Annotated in this window: 16 protein-coding genes and 1 pseudogene; 7 read left to right on the plus strand and 10 right to left on the minus strand. The window is 58.9% G+C overall.

The window, feature by feature from the left end:
* Together KF784_17515 and KF784_17520 are read right to left on the minus strand one after the other, a co-directional pair.
* On the minus strand, positions 1 to 228 hold a 228-nt coding region (locus KF784_17515), incomplete at its 3' end, for a hypothetical protein (protein MBX3120860.1).
* A 976-nt stretch (positions 229 to 1,204) separates the two neighbouring features.
* A complete protein-coding gene (locus KF784_17520; protein MBX3120861.1) occupies positions 1,205 to 2,128 on the minus strand; it encodes a hypothetical protein in 924 nt (307 codons plus the stop codon).
* A 370-nt stretch (positions 2,129 to 2,498) separates the two neighbouring features.
* Here KF784_17520 and KF784_17525 point away from each other — a divergent pair, with 370 nt between their 5' ends.
* Positions 2,499 to 2,867: a hypothetical protein gene (locus tag KF784_17525; GenBank protein ID MBX3120862.1), complete on the plus strand. Its 369-nt coding sequence runs from the start codon at positions 2,499 to 2,501 to the stop codon at positions 2,865 to 2,867.
* Between the two features lie 80 nt (positions 2,868 to 2,947).
* Positions 2,948 to 4,010 (plus strand): annotated as a pseudogene (locus KF784_17530) (IS3 family transposase).
* 115 nt (positions 4,011 to 4,125) lie between these two features.
* Here KF784_17530 and KF784_17535 read toward each other — a convergent pair.
* Positions 4,126 to 5,214, minus strand: a complete 1,089-nt coding sequence (locus tag KF784_17535) for a RelA/SpoT domain-containing protein (GenBank protein MBX3120863.1) — start codon at positions 5,212 to 5,214, stop codon at positions 4,126 to 4,128.
* A gap of 312 nt (positions 5,215 to 5,526) precedes the next feature.
* Between KF784_17535 and KF784_17540 the strand changes: the two genes are divergently transcribed.
* From KF784_17540 to KF784_17550, 3 genes are all read left to right on the plus strand, one after another.
* Complete coding sequence (locus KF784_17540) at positions 5,527 to 6,816, plus strand: DUF4124 domain-containing protein (GenBank protein MBX3120864.1); 1,290 nt, start codon at positions 5,527 to 5,529, stop codon at positions 6,814 to 6,816.
* A 123-nt stretch (positions 6,817 to 6,939) separates the two neighbouring features.
* Positions 6,940 to 7,854, plus strand: a complete 915-nt coding sequence (locus KF784_17545; protein ID MBX3120865.1) for a transglycosylase SLT domain-containing protein — start codon at positions 6,940 to 6,942, stop codon at positions 7,852 to 7,854.
* A 157-nt stretch (positions 7,855 to 8,011) separates the two neighbouring features.
* Positions 8,012 to 9,400, plus strand: coding sequence for a DUF3943 domain-containing protein (locus KF784_17550; GenBank protein ID MBX3120866.1), 1,389 nt, complete (start codon positions 8,012 to 8,014; stop codon positions 9,398 to 9,400).
* Between the two features lie 22 nt (positions 9,401 to 9,422).
* Here KF784_17550 and KF784_17555 read toward each other — a convergent pair whose 3' ends face one another.
* The 4 genes from KF784_17555 to KF784_17570 all read right to left on the minus strand — a co-directional run bounded on the left by KF784_17555 (position 9,423) and on the right by KF784_17570 (position 14,914).
* Entirely contained in the window at positions 9,423 to 10,484 is a 1,062-nt protein-coding gene (locus KF784_17555; GenBank protein ID MBX3120867.1) for an aldo/keto reductase, read from the minus strand.
* Positions 10,485 to 10,565: 81 nt separating this feature from the next.
* Positions 10,566 to 11,234 (minus strand): hypothetical protein, encoded by a 669-nt coding sequence (locus tag KF784_17560; GenBank protein ID MBX3120868.1) that lies wholly within the window; start codon positions 11,232 to 11,234, stop codon positions 10,566 to 10,568.
* A 19-nt stretch (positions 11,235 to 11,253) separates the two neighbouring features.
* Positions 11,254 to 13,629 (minus strand): phosphoketolase family protein, encoded by a 2,376-nt coding sequence (locus KF784_17565; GenBank protein MBX3120869.1) that lies wholly within the window; start codon positions 13,627 to 13,629, stop codon positions 11,254 to 11,256.
* A 73-nt stretch (positions 13,630 to 13,702) separates the two neighbouring features.
* Positions 13,703 to 14,914 carry an acetate/propionate family kinase gene (locus KF784_17570; protein MBX3120870.1) on the minus strand — a complete coding sequence of 404 codons (1,212 nt, stop codon included), beginning with the start codon at positions 14,912 to 14,914 and terminating at the stop codon, positions 13,703 to 13,705.
* A 163-nt stretch (positions 14,915 to 15,077) separates the two neighbouring features.
* Between KF784_17570 and KF784_17575 the strand changes: the two genes are divergently transcribed.
* Positions 15,078 to 15,374, plus strand: a complete 297-nt coding sequence (locus tag KF784_17575; protein MBX3120871.1) for a hypothetical protein — start codon at positions 15,078 to 15,080, stop codon at positions 15,372 to 15,374.
* A 110-nt stretch (positions 15,375 to 15,484) separates the two neighbouring features.
* A complete protein-coding gene (locus tag KF784_17580) occupies positions 15,485 to 16,252 on the plus strand; it encodes a DsbA family protein (protein MBX3120872.1) in 768 nt (255 codons plus the stop codon).
* 31 nt (positions 16,253 to 16,283) lie between these two features.
* On the opposite strand, the gene KF784_17585 is transcribed toward KF784_17580, so the two are convergent.
* From KF784_17585 to KF784_17595, 3 genes are all read right to left on the minus strand, one after another.
* Positions 16,284 to 16,694 (minus strand): hypothetical protein, encoded by a 411-nt coding sequence (locus KF784_17585; GenBank protein MBX3120873.1) that lies wholly within the window; start codon positions 16,692 to 16,694, stop codon positions 16,284 to 16,286.
* Positions 16,658 to 16,939 (minus strand): hypothetical protein, encoded by a 282-nt coding sequence (locus KF784_17590; GenBank protein ID MBX3120874.1) that lies wholly within the window; start codon positions 16,937 to 16,939, stop codon positions 16,658 to 16,660. The genes KF784_17585 and KF784_17590 overlap by 37 nt, the downstream gene beginning before the upstream one ends.
* Positions 16,936 to 17,254: hypothetical protein (locus tag KF784_17595; protein ID MBX3120875.1), on the minus strand; the 319-nt coding region annotated here is incomplete at its 5' end. The genes KF784_17595 and KF784_17590, both read right to left, overlap by 4 nt.

A 17,254-nucleotide genomic window follows, 5' to 3' on the forward strand; every position in this document is an offset into this window, starting at 1 on the left:
GCGACGAAAGACCGCGACCGGCGTTCGTGCGCCAAACGTGCCTTTTTCGGCCTGGTACTGCCGGCACACCCGCTCGAGATAGTCCTTCGTCACGATTGCCTTCAAGCGATCGGTAAAGTCTTGCACATGACGGGCATGGTCAATGGCCGTCGAGGCCTCCATTAAATTGTCCATGATCGGATCGGCAATCGCCAGAATTTCGGCGTCGGACTTCTTCTCCAGGTCCATCAGAGCCTCTGAGTGATATGTTTAGTGGTTGCTCTCGGAGCAAAGATACGCAGGAGGAAGGGGGAGAATCAATCGGGCGATCTAAGGCTGTGCCACAAACATCATGTGGAGCTACGTGGCGCTACTCCAGGCAACCAGTACACCATCGAAGCGTTTCAACAGGTCCTAGCACACCAGGGCTTGTCTTGTGGCGCAAGATGCTCCGGAAGCTGCTGGGACAACGCGGCAATGGAAGGTTTCTCCTTCTTGAAGGGTAAGCGGACGGTGTGGACCTTCTATCTGCTCACCAAATCAGGCAAAATCCGACGGTCTTGTCTACCTCGAGCGCTCTTATCATCCCCGGTCTTGGCACTCCGCCCTGGAGCATCTCTGCCCGGTGGAGTTTGAACGATAGGCTCCAGAAGCGTAGGGCCATGTCAACCTAGACCGTCAGATGAGCAGACATCATCCTACCGTTAAGGGACGACTAATTAAATTGCATCCTCCGAACGCAATTTAGCAACTGGCACTTCTCTCCAAATGGTCAGTCGCCTCCACCAATCACCTGACAATCTGTCCAGGGTCAAGTCCACCGTCAGAAATTCTCTGGCAATAGCATGGCTCCCCAACAGGGCGCCACTCTCCTCTCGGACAAATTCCAATTGCTGTCCTGCAAGTGGCGCCAGAAGGGTATAGTACCTGGCCAGATGAAGGACCTTGTCCCGATCCACTAAGACCTGGATTCCATTGTGGTTGCATTTGAGGTGGGGGATTGATGCGCGCTGGCGGACGCGCCCCGCCGGCCCCCATTCCACTCGATGGCATATCTATGCTTCCGGAGGCCTGCGCCAATTGAATGACTTCACTTTGATCATGATGGAGCTGTATACGGTCAGTTCCTTGCCCAGCAAAACCAAGCGGTGAGCCGGATAGAATGCACGCGAATAATACAACCATACAACCGAAGCGCCGCTGTCCCATGTCAACCTCCCTCGGTTCAGGATGGCACTGCAAATACTCTCGAGTCGTATGAGTGATAACACAGCCCTTTAGTAGGAGCCCCACTGACGCGCGCGGTTTCGAGCAAAGGTATTCCTGCCGGAAGCACATACGGGCTTTCCTTGGGACGACAGAAGGCGTTGTCGTCTGCCTCTCGCTGATAGAAATCCCAGTCTAATCGGACAACCTTTACACCAACCGGCAGCATCGTTATCCATGTGACATAACTGCCAGCCGTGCCTCCTCGGAGAATAATTGGATTCTCCTGCAATTCACTCCATACCTTTTGGCGAATTGGCCTCCCTCCATCTTTGCAACGGCTATCCCCCCGCCCCACACTTTCGCCACACTCAAGCAGCTCATCATCCCACAGACTTGCCTCACCAATAAAAATGTGGGCAGCCAATTGGTTGTCCCCGAGCACGGGCCGTAACATCCAAATAAACTCCGCTCTCACTTTTTTGCTGGTAGGGTGCCGGATAAAGTTGGCTTCCTTAAGATCGGCCTCAAATCTTAATTGCGTCTCACTTCCAGGTAACTTCGAAGACTGGGAGCGAAGAATTGGCAACACTTCATCTTGAAACTTCTGAAACTGGGTTGGTGAAAGCAGGTCATTTCCATATTGTGTGCACAGCCTAAACTCAACAATCTCGAAATTATTAACTCCTGACGAAACTTCACGAACTTTCTGGGCTTCAACTTTCACACCACCTTCGGCCTTAAGCAAATCACCAATCCCCTTCACTGCAGCATTGACCTTAGCGTCGCCGCTTTTCAGGATCAAATCTGGCGGCGGCTCAAAGCATTTCACGATGCGTCCATCTGATGACCGAATAAAATGGTGGACATTCCGCCCCGATAGGCAGGCACTTAAAAAGGCGCCAAGAATGCAGACAATAAAAATCGTCACTACTTTATGCATAGCAACCAACCTGACTTAAGCGTAGCAACCCACAGACTTGTCACTTTGCTCCAACACCAAACCATGCACACACCAGGCCAAATGAGCCCTCTCTCATGATCGGCAGAAAGCTGTTTTCACATTGCCTATCTTTCAACTTCCCTACCGAGGCAGCCTTTTATTCTCAAAGACCGCAAACTCCGTAGAATATCGCAGAGTATTCAACCGTAAATTTACGCCCACCAAGACGGGTAAGGAGTCTCCACAGCTCTTCTTTTTGTTCTTACCCAGATTTCATTGCAGCGCTAATACCATTGCGAATCACAGTAGCCAGCACTAGGGCGCACAAGGAATTTTTATATTAAGCACTACGCATTCGCAATATGTCCGAATGGCCCTATCGCAGATGGTAAATACCAGCATTTACAAGCCGTTCGTGCAGGACGAGATCGTCGCCCACCTCTTAGCGGTGGCACTTGATAAGCATGAGCAAAACGTACCACTACATATGCTCGATGCGAAGCTGCTTGAGGATCGCAGGCAGGAGGGAGGGGACAGCAACGGCAGCAGTCCAGATAGTAAACACTTGTCAGGCACCTGGAGCCCTGCACATGCGCAGACCATTGCTGCTTACACAAGCGCTGGACGGAATGGAAGAACGGTTGCGACGAAAAAAATAACTCTCTTGTGCGGCTGGTATCGTGTGAAGGATGAGGAAAACTTCTATCTCAAACGGTCTGCCGGGCTACGGTCAGTATGACGTCTCCCCGGAAAACGACGGCAGGTCAAAACGAGAGTAGACTGGCAGCTTCCGCGGTCCTGCACGAAAGGAGTGGATCGATGAAGCGGTCAAAGTTCTCGGAAGAGCAGATCGTGTATGCCATTCGGCAAGCCGAGAGTGGGACCCCGGTTGGAGATGTCTGTCGGCAGCTCGGGATCGCCGAATAAACCTTCTACGCCTGGAAAAAGAAATACGCGCACCTGGGCGTGAGCGAACTCCGCCGGCTGCGCCAGCTGGAAGAGGAGAACGCCCGGCTCAAACGGCTGGTGGCAGACCTCTCGCTTGATAAACATATGCTGTCGGAGGCCCTGCGGAAAAAAGTTTAAGGCCCGCACGCCGTCGAGAACTGGCTGGTTGGTTTCAAGAGACCTTCCGCGTCAGTTGCCTGCGGGCCTGTCGGTTGGCGCAATTCGGCCGCGCCTCCTGGTATCGCCGGAGTCGGGCCAAGGATCAGTCCGCCTTACGGTTGCGCATTCGCGATCTGGCCCATGCGCGCCCTCGGTTTGGCTACCTGCGCATCTGGGTGTTACTGCGCCGCGAAGGTTGGTCGGTGAATCGCAAACGCGTCCGGCGGCTCTACCGCCTCGATGGATTGCAGCTGCGAATGCGGGTGCGGAGACGGAAACATATGGCATTGCACCGAGGTCCTGCACCAGTTCCAGTGGGCCCGACCGAGCGCTGGAGCATGGATTTCGTGCATGATACCCTGACTGACGGGCGACCGTTTTGGATTTTGACGGTCGTCGCTAACTGGAGTCGGCACAGTCCTGTACTAGAGGCAGGGTTTCGGATGACGGGAGAGGGGGGAGTCAGATCCTCGATCGTGTCCTGGACTCACCAGCAGTGCCCCGCTCGATCACCGTGGATCATGGAACGGAGTTCCAATGGCGGGCCTTGGAAGATTGCGCTTATCGGCGAGGCATCCAACTTGACTTCATTCAAGCGGGCAAACCCGTCGACCATGCCTTCATTGAATCGTTTAACGGACAGTTGCGCAACGAGTGTTTGAACGTACATCAGTTCGCCTCGTTGGCCGAGGCCCAGGCCATCATCGAAGCCTGGCGGTCTGACTATAATCAGCGTCGTCCCCACAGCTCGCTCGGGCACCTAACCCCCGAATGAGTTTGTCAGCCAGCGCCAGGGACAACCGATCGTCGAAGACGTCGTCTGCTCTGGTTAAGGACTGTCTCATTACGGGGCCAACGTCATTACCCACGCATAGCCGTTTTATTTGCCATCATTTTCGTAGAGTCGAGCGAGCGGCTTTGGCATGTGATCCCTGCTTGCGCACATCAGAGATAATCGCGGAAATCTGTTTTACGAATTCTTGAGTATCCAGGAAGTAGTTCGGATATGCCTTATATAACGCATCGATCGGGCCGGCTGAAACAAGAACTGCCTCGATCGGTTCCCCAGCCTTGGTTCGTTGCTCAAAGGCAGCATAGTCAATGTTGGCTTGTTCTAATCTCGAGACGGGGTACGGCCGAATTGAAACTCTCCTGTTGAGTGAGTCCAAGACAATCAGGTGATAGGCACCGTGGCCTCGCTCAGTCGTAATCTTGCTTGCAGCAATCGCAAAACCGCTTAATTTCTCCAGCACTCTTAATTCTTGCTCTGTATCCGCCAGCGCTTCGAAGACATCTCGATCTCTGGACGTCTCAAATCCCGGCACTGACGCAGTCTTCTCCATAACAGCAAGTGCTGCGCCCGCAACAGAAAAGAATCGCCGCCATTGTGATTCGCCTTGCCCGGACTTAAGTGCTTGTCCAAGAAACGTGCCCATGGTTTCGACTGCGGTCGCCCATGCGTGCTGGAGACGTGTGCGGAACTGCAATTCAAGCGATAACCCATTGAAAACATCTGCGCCGTCATTGCGATACTTATATATGAGGTGAATACTTCGGTAGCCATCTCGCTTTGGTTCATCGATATAGTTTTTTGAAGATGCAAGGTCATGCTTAAAGTGAGCCGAACGATAGGCGCCCTCCAACTGCCTAACCTTCCCAACAGAACCGAGAACGGCCCGCAGGCCGCCGATGTCCTGCATCCGAGCAAGCTGCATTCCCTCAAATCGCTGGAGTTTGAGAACAATAGATGGTGCACGTTTTAGCCTCTGAGCCACAATCGCGCTTGCGTCGACAGCTTTCAATTTCTGCCGGAGTGTCGCCTGAAATGTATTCATCGGATACCCGTGGCACGCCCGCCAATTCGCGAGCACTGAGGATGACCACTCCTGCTCTTCCACTGAGAACTTTTCAGGCGCGATAAGGATATCGCCCGCTCGGTTGACCTGACTTCTAGAAAATTTTGGCTCAACGAAGGCCATCGCTCGTCCCCTTCAACAAAAACATAACCTTGATCTCCGACTGGAATGTACCCCACAAAACAGACGCCTTCGAAAACTAATTGCTAAATCAAATTCAATCAGTGGCCTTCACAAATTCTTTGCGCCATTAGGCATTAGAACTTTTCCGCCTTAACGTCGAGTGGGTGTGTGCGCTTTGCTCCGACCTTAAGGCAGCGAGGCACAGTTTGATCGACAAAAGTCTCCTACGATCACCCAATTTATCCATTCACCGACCCGCATAATGCTGACTTATATCATGTTATCTTAAATGATACGAAAAACGAGTGCATCATGACGTTCCGCTCCCGCATAGGGCTGACCAGTGCCGCACTGCTCGCACTCTGGTGCTCCGCCTCGACATTCCCTGCGGTTCCGGCCCTCGCCTCCACCACCATTTACAGCTATACCAACGAGCAGGGCGTCCAGACCTTCACCAACGAGCTTGACGCGGTACCGGAGAAGTACCGCCGGCAACTCACGCAGCGACATTTCGAGACAGAGACCGTTCCTGATCGACCACCACCAGCCGAGGCCGCTGCTCCTCCGGTGCGTTCAGCCGATACACGCACCATCACTGCCGGCGGGGAATACCGCATGGGGGATCACGACAACCGCGCCGATGCCATCCGCCTGGCGACGGAATCCGCGAAGCAGGACGCGCTTGAGCAGGTGGCGACGTATGTCGAACGCATTACCGAAGTACGTGATATGAACATCACGCGGGATGATATCCGTAGCTTCACGGCGGGCATCGTGAAGGTGCTCGACCAGACGATTTCCACCAGGCTGGAGCAAGACCACGTCGTCGTTCGTGTCGATCTCACCGCGGAAATCGATCCCCAGGATGTCACGCAGGCCATCGCAGCCCTCCGAGAGAATGAGCAGGCCCGCTATGAACTGCTCGTACTTCGGGAAGAGACCGATCGATTGCAAGAACAGGTCGATGCCACCAACCGCGCGCTGGCCTCCGCCGCGACTCCTTCCGACGTGCAGCAATACACCGACCAGCGGCAGGATATGCTCAACCAACTCCAGGCCAACGCCCTCCTGTCACAGGCCTGGACAAGTTGGACCTATCCCACCGTAGGCTTTTATTCTTATCCTTGGTTCGGGGCACCGGGCATCAACGGCCTCCTGCTTCACGCGCAGCGCCTTTCACCTCATCATCGCCATCTCCCGCTCGCGCAACGGACGATCACGGCCTACGGCAACAGCACTCCACCGGCCCAATCGCCGATCCCCTCGCCGCCGCGCCCGTCCCTGCTGGTGCCGTCCATGCCGCAGGCGCACCAGCACCAGGCCCCTCCGTTGCTCAACAGTCAGGGCCAGCCGGCCAAGGTCGGGGATGTGGTGGTGGTTCCGACACCTCGATCCGTTCCGGTGGCCCCACAATACCGGCCGCAGCCGCCGCCCTATCAACTGCATCCCAACCACTTCTGGCGCCCCAGCCCGCCCAACATTCAGCGCCCCTCGCTGCCCTCGCGCCAGAGCCCGCCGGTCAGCATGGCCCCGCGTGTATCCGGTGGACCGATGAGCGGCGGCGGACGTTCGTACGGGGGCGGTGGCCACCGCAGCCGCTGACGCGCGCTGAGTGCCGTCTCAGATCCGCCATGACGTCGGCAGGGTCAGGCGTTGCCGGCCGCTCGGCATATACGTCCTCGAATAAGGCGCGGATCGCGAGTCGATTTCAGTTATAGTGAAGGCATGGCGTCCCGGTCTGCTCACCATACGAGCCATGGTTCACACCGCAGAAGCCGCGCTCGCCGCCGTGTCACCCTTTCGGCAGTCCGCCGTTTCGTGGTCTCTCGCTGGCGTACCCTTCGCGCCTTCCTCCGTGCCGTTGGAAACACGCACCCGGTTCTCCGCATCGTCATCATCCCGGGACTGCTCATGGGATGTTGGCTCGGGGCGAACTGGACCTATCATGCAGTCCAGAAACCGACCGAAGTCTTTTTCCCGCTGGACAACACGTTAGACAAGAGCCCGCACGAAACCTGGCGACAGTACGGCTCACTCTTCAGGGAACATGCGACGCCATCCGTTGCGCCTGAGCTCCTCGCGGCGCTGGCGCAGGTGGAAGGCGCTGGAAATCCCGTCGCGCGAACCTATTGGCGGTGGCGCTGGTCATGGAATCCGTTCGAATGGTACCGTCCGGCCTCCAGCGCGGTGGGCATGTACCAGATGACCGATGGAACGTTCCGTGCCGCCAAACGCTATTGCGTTCACGATCATACCGTGGTGCAGGACGGTCCTTGGCACGATGTGCGCTCCTGCTGGTTCAACAGCCTTTACAGTCGCGTCTTGCCGAGCCATGCGATCGAACTGACGGCGGCCTCTCTCGATCGTGACATCGCCTCGGCTCTCACGGTTCGCCGTGGGACGCCCGCCGGCGCACGGCAGAGGCACGACCTCGCCGCACTGATCCATCTGTGCGGAGCCGGGGCCGGACGGGATTTTGCCGCCAGGGGATTCCGTCTCACGCCTCACCAGACATGCGGCGACCATGACGTGGCCACCTACCTCGGCCAGGTGCGGGGCTTGACGCAGCAATTCGCCAGATGGGCGAAGGGAGCAACCGGCCAGGTCACACTGGTGAAGGCCCACCGATCCGCTGACTAGGGACCTCCCTAGTGACTCACCGCGTGCATCTTGGACCAATGTGCTCTTCACCATGATCTGGCGATCCGCTGTAACCCGCTCACTGTGCAGGCTGATTTCAGTCGCGCTGCTGTTTGGGCCGACGGGTCCCTCGACAACCTTCGCAGAACCCCGGCCATTGACCGAACCCGAGCCGGACCATTCTGCTGAAGTGGTCGGACCGCCGGAAGCATTCAAACATACATCACCCGCCTCGCAGCTCGATTGGGACAGTGGCCGCGGGAAGAGCTATGTCATCCCCGCCGCCGGGATCCTGACGTACATCTTTCTCCTGAACCAATACGACCGTCATTTCGTCGAACCGCGGGACGAATATCGAACCGACGGCAGCACCATTCGTCAGCAGCTCACCGACTCGAAGTGGGTTATCGACAACGACCAATTCAAGGTCAACCAGTTCCTCCACCCCTACGGCGGCAGCGTGTATTACGGTTTAGCGCGATCCTCCGGCCTGTCGTTCTGGGAATCCTTCCTCTACAGCACGGCGGGCAGCTTCGCCTGGGAGATCGGTGGGGAGCGGACGAATCCTTCGATCAACGACATGATCACCACCCCGATCGGGGGCAGCTTTCTCGGAGAAGCCCTGTTTCGCATGGCCAGTCTGGTCTTAGAAGTGGACGATGGCCGGCCGGGCTTCGTGCGCGAAGTCGTTGCGGCCGCCATCTCGCCGCCCACCGGATTCAATCGTCTGATCTTCGGCCGTCGATTCGATGCCGTGTTTCCCAGCTACACGCCGGCCACGTTTTTCAGATTGGAAGCCGGCGGGACGCTGACGTCCAGCAGCCACAATGTCTCCTCAGGCGTGCGCGAACATGGCGCCGTGGGCGACCTGACGTTGACCTACGGCCTGCCCGGCAAACCGGGCTATCACTACGCGCGACCGTTGGACTATTTTGATTTTCACCTGACCGCCGTCACGGCCAACACCCTGGAGAGTCTCAATACGCGTGGGCTTCTGCTTGGAACCACGTATGCCTCGGGCGACCACACGCGCGGGCTCTGGGGCCTATTCGGCAGTTATGACTATATTTCGCCGCAGGTGTTCAGAGTGTCGAGCACGGCCCTCTCACTCGGCACTGTGTGGCAAACCTGGCTTTCCGAGCGCATCGCGCTACAAGGAACCGCACTCGGTGGAGTAGGGTATGGCGCGGCCGGGAGCATCCAACGACGAGAGGAACGGGACTACCACTATGGCCTGACGCCGCAGGCGCTGCTCGCCTTTCGGCTCATCTTCGGCAACCGGGCCATGATCGACTTCACCGGGCGAGAGTACTATGTCAGCCATGTACTGTCGCCGGAAGGCAACGGCCAGGAGAACATTCTACGTGGCGACGCGGCCTTCACCCTGCGGTTGTTCGACCGGCACGGCATCGCGCTGCGATACGCCGTGGCGCAACGGAACGCCGGCTATCCGAACGTCGAGTACCGCGACCAAACCGTCAGCACGGTCAGCTTGATGTATGTGCTCTTGGGAGCATCGGGATTCGGGGCGGTCGACTGGCGGTGAGCGGATGAGATGAGGCCTGCTCCTAGGAGAGTCCGTGCTGCTGGCGGCCGATGCCGCCGTCGTAGCGGTTGGTGGACTTGAACAGTTCGAACCGGCCGTCCCTCGCATACAAGGCCACGCGCGCGCGCACCCCTTCCATTTCGGCCACCGTCATGGGAGTGAAGCGACGGACAATGTCGAGGTTCTGCTTGAGGACCTGCGGCGAATCGATCCCGCTCACCAACGACGCGATCGGCAAACTCAACACATACCGAATGGCCTCTTGGGGCGTGACGATCCCCTGTTTGATCGGCTCCGCGTTGCCGGTCAGGCTCTTCATGCCGAGGGCGGCAATCCCGCGCTGTGCCAACACCGGCAACACCTCATGCTCGAAACTGCGGTAGGTGCCGTCGAACACATTCAACGGCATCTGGCAGGTATCGAACGGAAAGTCGTGTGACAGCATCTTGAGGTGGATGTTGGGGTGCTTGTGCCCGGTGAACCCGACGAACCGCACCTTCCCCTGCTGCTTCGCCTCCAGTAACGCATCGACCGCCCCGTGCGGGACGAAATGCCGATCGGGATCGTCTTCGTATACCACTTCGTGAATCTGCCAGAGATCGAGATAGTCGGTCTTCAAACGGCGGAGCGAGTCTTCCAGTTGCTGCATGGCAACCTTCTTATCCCGACCGTGGGAGCAGACCTTCGTCATCAGGAAGACCTGCTGCCGCTTTCCTTGCAGGCCCTTCCCCATCAATTCCTCGCTGCGTCCGCCGTGGTACTCCCATGCGTTGTCGAGGAACGTCATGCCGGCGTCGATGGCCTCGTGCAAAATGCGAATGGCCTCGGCCTCGTCCGGATTGCGCCCCCAATGCGCACCCCCGAAACACATCGCCGACACCTTCACGCCCGTTTTTCCGAGCGGGCGGAGCGGGATCTCGCCGGTGGCGGTTCCGGATGGTGCACCATCCGCGGCCAAGGCCCCGGCCAGCCGGCCGGGACCACCGAGGGCCATGAGAGAGCCGGCCAGACCCAGCCGCTTCAACAGCTGACGCCGATTGAGCGATGAGGACCAGAGGGTGTCGTCTGAGTGCGTGGGCGCCATGGGTGACCTGCCCTGTTAGAGGTGGAATCGTACGCTACGCGTCGGCTGCTCCGATGTCAAACCTACGGGATTGAACATGAATCAGCGCCGTCGCGCGGCCGCAAGCAACGCCGGCCGATCTATCTCCAACAGATCACCAATACACTCAATCGACAGGTCGGCGGCCGGAAAGGTCCGCAACGCCTCGGGATCGGTCGCATAATGCCCCTGACGCGGGAACACCGTCGTGACACGTTCTCCCCAATAGGCCTTCACCGCCGTGAGAATGCGTAACTTATCGTCGACCAGGACATAGTGGTCGGCCGGAAACCGCTGCTCCACATCGTCCAGTTCCCGCTCCTTGTGGATATAGATCAGGACGTTGCCCTCCACCGCCTCATACAATCCGGAGCGATCGATCTTGCGCGGCTGAAACACCACGTCGCCGTCCGACAGGATGACCGGCCTGCTCCACTCCGCCGCGTGCCGCACCACCGCGCAAGCCTGCGGGAACAACCGTTCGGCGAAGGGATAGTTGAGCAGAAACCGTGAGAGCGTGAGCAGATGCGGGTCGCGCGGATAGGCCTGCCGATACCGTTGAAGCGCGCCGAGATAGTCCACGTACCCCAGCTGTTCCCGCAATTCTTCAAAGATCGCCCAGTACTGCCGCTCCCCCCTGGTCCCGATTTCCTCATCTAAATGTTGCGTGAGGTCGGCCGCGATCCGGTCATTGTCCAGCAGCGTATTGTCGACATCGAAGAGCACGACCACGGTTGGTTCCCCCATGGTGTCAGCGCTTTCCGCTCCATTTCCAGTTCCTGATCTCGGGCATGTCGGCCCCGTGCAGCTCGATATACTGCTTGTGCTGCATGCGCTTGTCGCGCATTTCCTGCTTGAGATAGGCAGCGCGGGCGCCGAGTTGCGGCACACGATCCACCACATCGGACACGAGATGGAACCGGTCGAGATCGTTTAGGACTACCATGTCGAACGGCGTGGTCGTCGTTCCCTCTTCTTTGTAACCACGGACATGCAGATTGTGATGGTTCGTCCGCCGGTAGGTCAGCCGATGGATCAACCAGGGATAGCCGTGGAACGCGAAGATGATCGGCTTGTCGGTCGTGAACAGGGCATCGAATTCCTTATCCGACAACCCATGGGGGTGTTCGCTGGCCGGCTGCAGCTTCATCAGATCGACCACATTCACGACACGCACCTTGAGGTTGGGCTGGGCGATGCGCAGAATCTCCACCGCCGCCAAGGTTTCCATGGTCGGCACATCCCCGCAACAGGCCATCACCACATCGGGATCGCTCCCCCGATCGTTACTCGCCCATTCCCAAATGCCGATACCGGCGGTGCAGTGCAGAATGGCGGACTCCATATCCAGCCACTGCGGCGCGGGCTGCTTGCCCGCCACGACGACGTTCACGCAATCGCGGCTGCGCAGACACCGATCGGTGATCGACAGCAGCGTATTCGCATCCGGCGGCAGATAGACACGAATGACTTCGGCCTTCTTATTCACCACATGATCGATAAACCCCGGATCCTGGTGGCTGAATCCATTGTGATCCTGCCGCCACACATGCGACGTGAGCAAGTAGTTGAGCGAGGCGATCGGCCGGCGCCAGGGAATCGCGAGCGAGGTTTTCAACCACTTCGCATGTTGATTGAACATGGAATCGACGATATGGATAAACGCTTCGTAACAGTTCATGAACCCGTGGCGGCCGGTCAACAGATAGCCTTCGAGCCAGCCCTGGCAGAGGTGCTCGCTGAGGATCTCCATCACGCGCCCGTCATGGGCCACATGCTCGTCGCTCTGGAGAATCTGCTCCGTCGAACAACGGTCGGACACCTCGAACACGGCGCCCCATCGGTTCGAGGCCGTCTCATCCGGGCCGAAGAGTCGGAAGTTGTGCGCATTCTGCTTCAGCACATCGCGGAGGAAGAGCCCCTGCACCCTGGTCGCTTCGGCTTCGTCCGCGCCGGGCTTCACCACCGGCACCGCATATTGCCGGAAGTCGGGCAAGTGGAGATCCCGCAGAATGCTGCCGCCGTTCGCGCAGGCAATCGCGCCCATACGGCGCTCCCCGGTCGGCGCGAGCGACGCCACCTCCGGCACCAGCTTGCCGGAGGCGTCGAACAATTCCTCCGGCTTGTAACTCTTCAACCACGCTTCCAGCTGCTCGACATGCCCAGGCTTGGCCATGTCGCCCATCGGCACTTGATGAGAGCGGAAGCTCCCCTCCGTCTGCTTGCCGTCCACTTCCTTGGGACCGGTCCAGCCCTTCGGCGATCGCAACACGATCATCGGCCAGCGTGGGCGGGTCGTAAACCCTTTCGTGCGAGCCTCCTGTTGAATACGCCCGATGGTCGCCACGATTTCATCCAACGTGGAGGCCATCAGTCGATGCATGGTCGCCGGATCGTCGCCTTCCACAAAAAACGGTTGGTGGCCGTACCCGATCAACAGCGACTCCAGTTCATCCGGCGGCATACGCGACAAGACGGTCGGCCCGGCGATCTTGTACCCGTTCAAATGGAGAATGGGCAGCACGGCGCCGTCATGCACGGGATTCAGAAACTTGTTTCCGTGCCAACTCCCGGCCAGCGGTCCGGTTTCCGCTTCCCCGTCGCCGATCACGCAGGCCACAAGCAACTCCGGGTGGTCGAACGCCGCGCCATAGGCATGGGCCAGGGAATACCCCAACTCGCCGCCTTCGTGTATCGAACCGGGCGTTTCCGGCGCGACATGGCTTGGAATGCCGCCGGGGAAGGAAAACTGTTTGAACAGCCGCTGCAGCCCGGCCTCATCCTGCGAAATGTTTGGATAGACCTCGCTATACGTCCCCTCGAGATAGACGTTTGCCACAAGACCGGGACCGCCGTGCCCGGGGCCCGCGATATACAGAACCGAGAGGTCCCGTTCCTTGATGATGCGATTGAGATGGGCGTAGATAAAATTCAGCCCCGGCGTCGTCCCCCAATGGCCGAGCAGGCGTGGCTTGATATGCTCTCGCTTCAACGGCTGCTTTAAGAGGGGATTGTCATACAGATAGATCTGGCCGACGGACAGATAGTTCGCCGCACGCCAATAGGCATGGATTCGCTCCACCATCTCGGGGCTGAGTGGCTGACTGACCGGCGTCGTCTGGTTCATGCGTTCCCCCCATTCACGTTCAAGTCATGCGTGATGAATGACTGCTGTGCGACCGCCGGCTCCTCGTGCGCGATCACTGGTCGGCGTACAGCGACAATAGCCGGCAGACTGAGCGGGCGATCTGACTTTCTTCATCCGTATGGATCACGCGCACGGTCACGCGGCTCTGGCTGCTCGAAATGATCGGGGCATGCGCTTGGTTGGCAGCGTGATCCAGATGGATCCCGAGAAACTCCAGGCCCTCGCACATCCGTGCTCGCACCACAGCTGAATGCTCGCCGATGCCGCCGCTGAAGACGAGTTGATCCACACCACCCAACGCCGCGGCATAGGCCCCGATATACTTTTTCCCCTGGTAACACAACAGGGCCACCGCATCAGCCGCACGCGTATCCTGGTTTTCGTGCGCGAGGAGATCGCGGAGATCGGAACTCAGTTCCGAGATCCCCAAGAGCCCGGACTCCGCATTCACCATGTGGTGAAATTGGTCCGCGGTCAGCCCTTCGGTCCTGGCCAGATACGACACGAGGCCGGGGTCGAGGTCGCCGGATCTGGTGCTCATCGGCAGACCGGAGGTGGGGGTAAAACCCATGCTCGTATCGATGCTGACGCCATTGCGTACGGCGGCCATGCTGGCGCCGTTACCCAGATGGGCGAGAATCACCCTGCCGCGAGCGGCCTCCCGGCCGGCCACCCGTTCCAGTTCCTCCATGAGAGAGGCGTAGGACAGGCCGTGGAATCCGTAGCGCCGCACTCCCTGCTTCGCATAGCGGCGCGGAATCGCCATCAATCGCGCGACCGGCGGCAGATGTTGATGAAACCCTGTGTCGAAGCAGGCCACCTGGGGCGCCTGCGGATACCGACCGGCCAACGCCTCGATCAGCGCAAGTTCCGCCGGAAGATGTTCGGGATCGTAGGGACTCAGTCGCCGTAACTCTTCGATCATCTCCGTCGACACCACATCAGGATCGGCATAGCGATTTCCCCCGTGGACCACCCGATGACCGATGGCCTGGATCCCCGTGCCCTTGCCGCTCTCCGTGAGATGGTCGATCAACAGCCGTGCGGCCTCCGTATGACTCGGCACCTGCGCGACGCAACGCGCTTGCCGTCCGGTGGCAGGGTCCGTCACCGTCACGATCCCGTCCGGCAACCCGATCCGCTCGATGTGGCCCGTGTCAGTCCGGATCGGCGGTGTGGCCACTCGAAACAGGGCCCATTTTACGCTGGAGGATCCGGCGTTGACGGTGAGCAACGCAGAAGCCTCGCGATCGGCTTGGGGCATGAGCGTCCTTTCTGCTCCTTTCACCATAGATCGACCACAGGATCAGCGCAACCGGAAAATCCTCGCCCTCTCGACTCCATTCAAACCAAGGTAGGTCTTCTGCACCGACGATCCAGGGAAGAGTGCTAGGTCCGGATCGATCGCGAACGCGGTATGCTGGACCATGCTCCCGGTGATCATTAGCCTCAGCCTGCTCGCCTTCCCTTGCATGATGCCGACGGGACTCGCGGCTGCGGCACCGGCCGCGGAAGCCGCCCTGCTTGGCGGCACGGTTGTCTCGATCGACCAGGAGACTCTGACGCTCACCATTCTGTTCCCTTCCGGAGAATCGCGTGCTCTTCCCGTGCGTGACGCTCGCCTCCTGCACGGCCTGAGTATCGGCGACCATGTTACGTTCGAGATCAACGGGGACAACCAGCTCGTCAAGATCACCAAGCTGCCGACAGACCCCGCGAACTGACCCCCGCCATACTAGGGATCGGCAGCACCCCCGACCGCAGTTCTTGTATAATGCCCCGCTACAGCACGATGCTCCACGACGTGCTCCACAGTGATTCAACGGGAGGCCTCATGAAACCGAGCACCGATCGCATGGTCGTGTTGGTGATAGTGTTCTTCGCCTCATGGTGGGCCTTTGTTCCCTTAAACGCCTGGCCGACTGAACCGGTCACCGATTCCGATCCCCCGACAGGACCGGCGCTGGAACAGATCATCGAGCGCTACATTCGGACACATCCTGAAGTCATCGAACAATCCTTACAGGCGCTGGAGAACAAACGGGCGGCTGAGGAGCAACAACGGCAGAAAGCCGCAATTGCGACCCACCAACAGGAGTTACTCAACGATCCGAACTCCCCGATCAGCGGAAACCGAACCGGGGACATCACCGTCGTGGAATTTTTCGATTATCGCTGCGGGTATTGCAAACGAGCAGCTTCCGCGCTGACCGAGCTGCAGCAGCGGGATGCCGGCATCCGTGTCGTCTATAAAGACTTTCCGATTCTCGGCGAGACGTCCGAACTGGCCGCCAAAGCAGCGTTGGCCTCACACCTGCAAGGGAAACACCAGGCGTTTCATGAGGCTCTGCTGGCCACGAAAGAAGACCTTACCAAAGAGCATTTGTTTCGCATCGCCGAATCGACGGGGTTGGATGTCGAGCGCCTGGACAGAGATCTCAACAGACCAGAGTGGCACACCGTGATCGACCGCAACCGGAATCTCGCGAAGCTCCTGGGTATCAGCGGCACACCGGCGTTTATCGTCGGCACGGAGTTGGTACCGGGTGCCATGGATCTGAAGATGCTGGAAAACCTGGTGGCTCAGGTACGCGGAAAGTAACGGCCCGTTATGTCCGTACGGCCAGGCACCGTCACAGCCTCGACGATCCCCGCCCGTGGCCCGACGCCTCCGACACAACGCGGTTTCCCCCGGCACAACTGCGGGAATGCCCATGGGCGCTCCCGCTGTCTAATGATGAGGACCGGCACTGCATCCAGACAGCAGCTCTCCCGTGAAGAGAGGCCGCCGGACGGCCGGAGATCCGCTCCGCCAAGAAATTTAAGTTGCCACCCGTCGTATGCGTCTCGCCGTTCGGAAACGGCATCGGCGTCATCCTGATGTGGTCGGGAATCGTGAACGAAATCGTCATCCCCGCCTTCAAGGCCACCTCTACCGGCTGACCGGGCGAACTCCCCGCCGTCACAATGTTGATCGTATGCGGCACGCTGTCGTTCAACTGCACCATCAACTCTCGGAAGGCGCCGTTGACACCGTACCCCACCGCTCGATGATCATCGCGCCGAATCCGCCGTGGCCCCAGGGAATCCGGCCCAACGCATGGTCGTGCCAGAACACGGTGCCGACATCGGAGTCGACACAGAACCGCTGCCGCACGAATTCGATCGTCACGATGGCGAGTACACTGCGGCCCTTGATGGGACGAATCGTCATCCCCACCCGAGCGGCGACATTCCAAACAACCGGCGGAAGACAACGCCACCGTTCCGTCAGCCGGCCCACGATCACGACAGGGGAGGAACCTCCTTTGGTTCGCCCGTTGAACGGCCCGTGAACAGCGGCTGATCCCGGACAAGCATCGCCGCGCGCGACCGGCGAACCCGGGCACGATGAAGCAGCCATAAGGCGCCACCCGACAGGCTCATCAGGAGAATGGGCACACCCGGAATATTCAACAGGGTTTTCTCAAACCCGAAGAAATTCAGTTGATGCAACTGCATCACGGCAAAATGCACCCGCCGCCATCGACCTTCGTCTTCGAGGATCTCCCCTGTCTGTCGATCCAGCACAATCTCCGTGGCATCGGCATCATTGAATCGCACA

The organism is Fimbriimonadaceae bacterium, assembly GCA_019638775.1.
Taxonomy (GTDB): Bacteria; Armatimonadota; Fimbriimonadia; order Fimbriimonadales; family Fimbriimonadaceae; genus JAHBTD01.

Excerpts from the sequence above, each read along its gene's own strand:
- KF784_17580 (MBX3120872.1), top strand. The coding sequence starts at position 15,485 with ATGAAACCGAGCACCGATCGCATGGTCGTGTTGGTGATAGTGTTCTTC.
- KF784_17575 (MBX3120871.1), top strand. The coding sequence starts at position 15,078 with ATGCTCCCGGTGATCATTAGCCTCAGCCTGCTCGCCTTCCCTTGCATG.
- KF784_17520 (MBX3120861.1), bottom strand. The coding sequence starts at position 2,128 with ATGCATAAAGTAGTGACGATTTTTATTGTCTGCATTCTTGGCGCCTTT.
- KF784_17565 (MBX3120869.1), bottom strand. The coding sequence starts at position 13,629 with ATGAACCAGACGACGCCGGTCAGTCAGCCACTCAGCCCCGAGATGGTG.
- KF784_17540 (MBX3120864.1), top strand. The coding sequence starts at position 5,527 with ATGACGTTCCGCTCCCGCATAGGGCTGACCAGTGCCGCACTGCTCGCA.
- KF784_17545 (MBX3120865.1), top strand. The coding sequence starts at position 6,940 with ATGGCGTCCCGGTCTGCTCACCATACGAGCCATGGTTCACACCGCAGA.
- KF784_17555 (MBX3120867.1), bottom strand. The coding sequence starts at position 10,484 with ATGGCGCCCACGCACTCAGACGACACCCTCTGGTCCTCATCGCTCAAT.
- KF784_17570 (MBX3120870.1), bottom strand. The coding sequence starts at position 14,914 with ATGCCCCAAGCCGATCGCGAGGCTTCTGCGTTGCTCACCGTCAACGCC.
- KF784_17525 (MBX3120862.1), top strand. The coding sequence starts at position 2,499 with ATGGCCCTATCGCAGATGGTAAATACCAGCATTTACAAGCCGTTCGTG.
- KF784_17535 (MBX3120863.1), bottom strand. The coding sequence starts at position 5,214 with ATGGCCTTCGTTGAGCCAAAATTTTCTAGAAGTCAGGTCAACCGAGCG.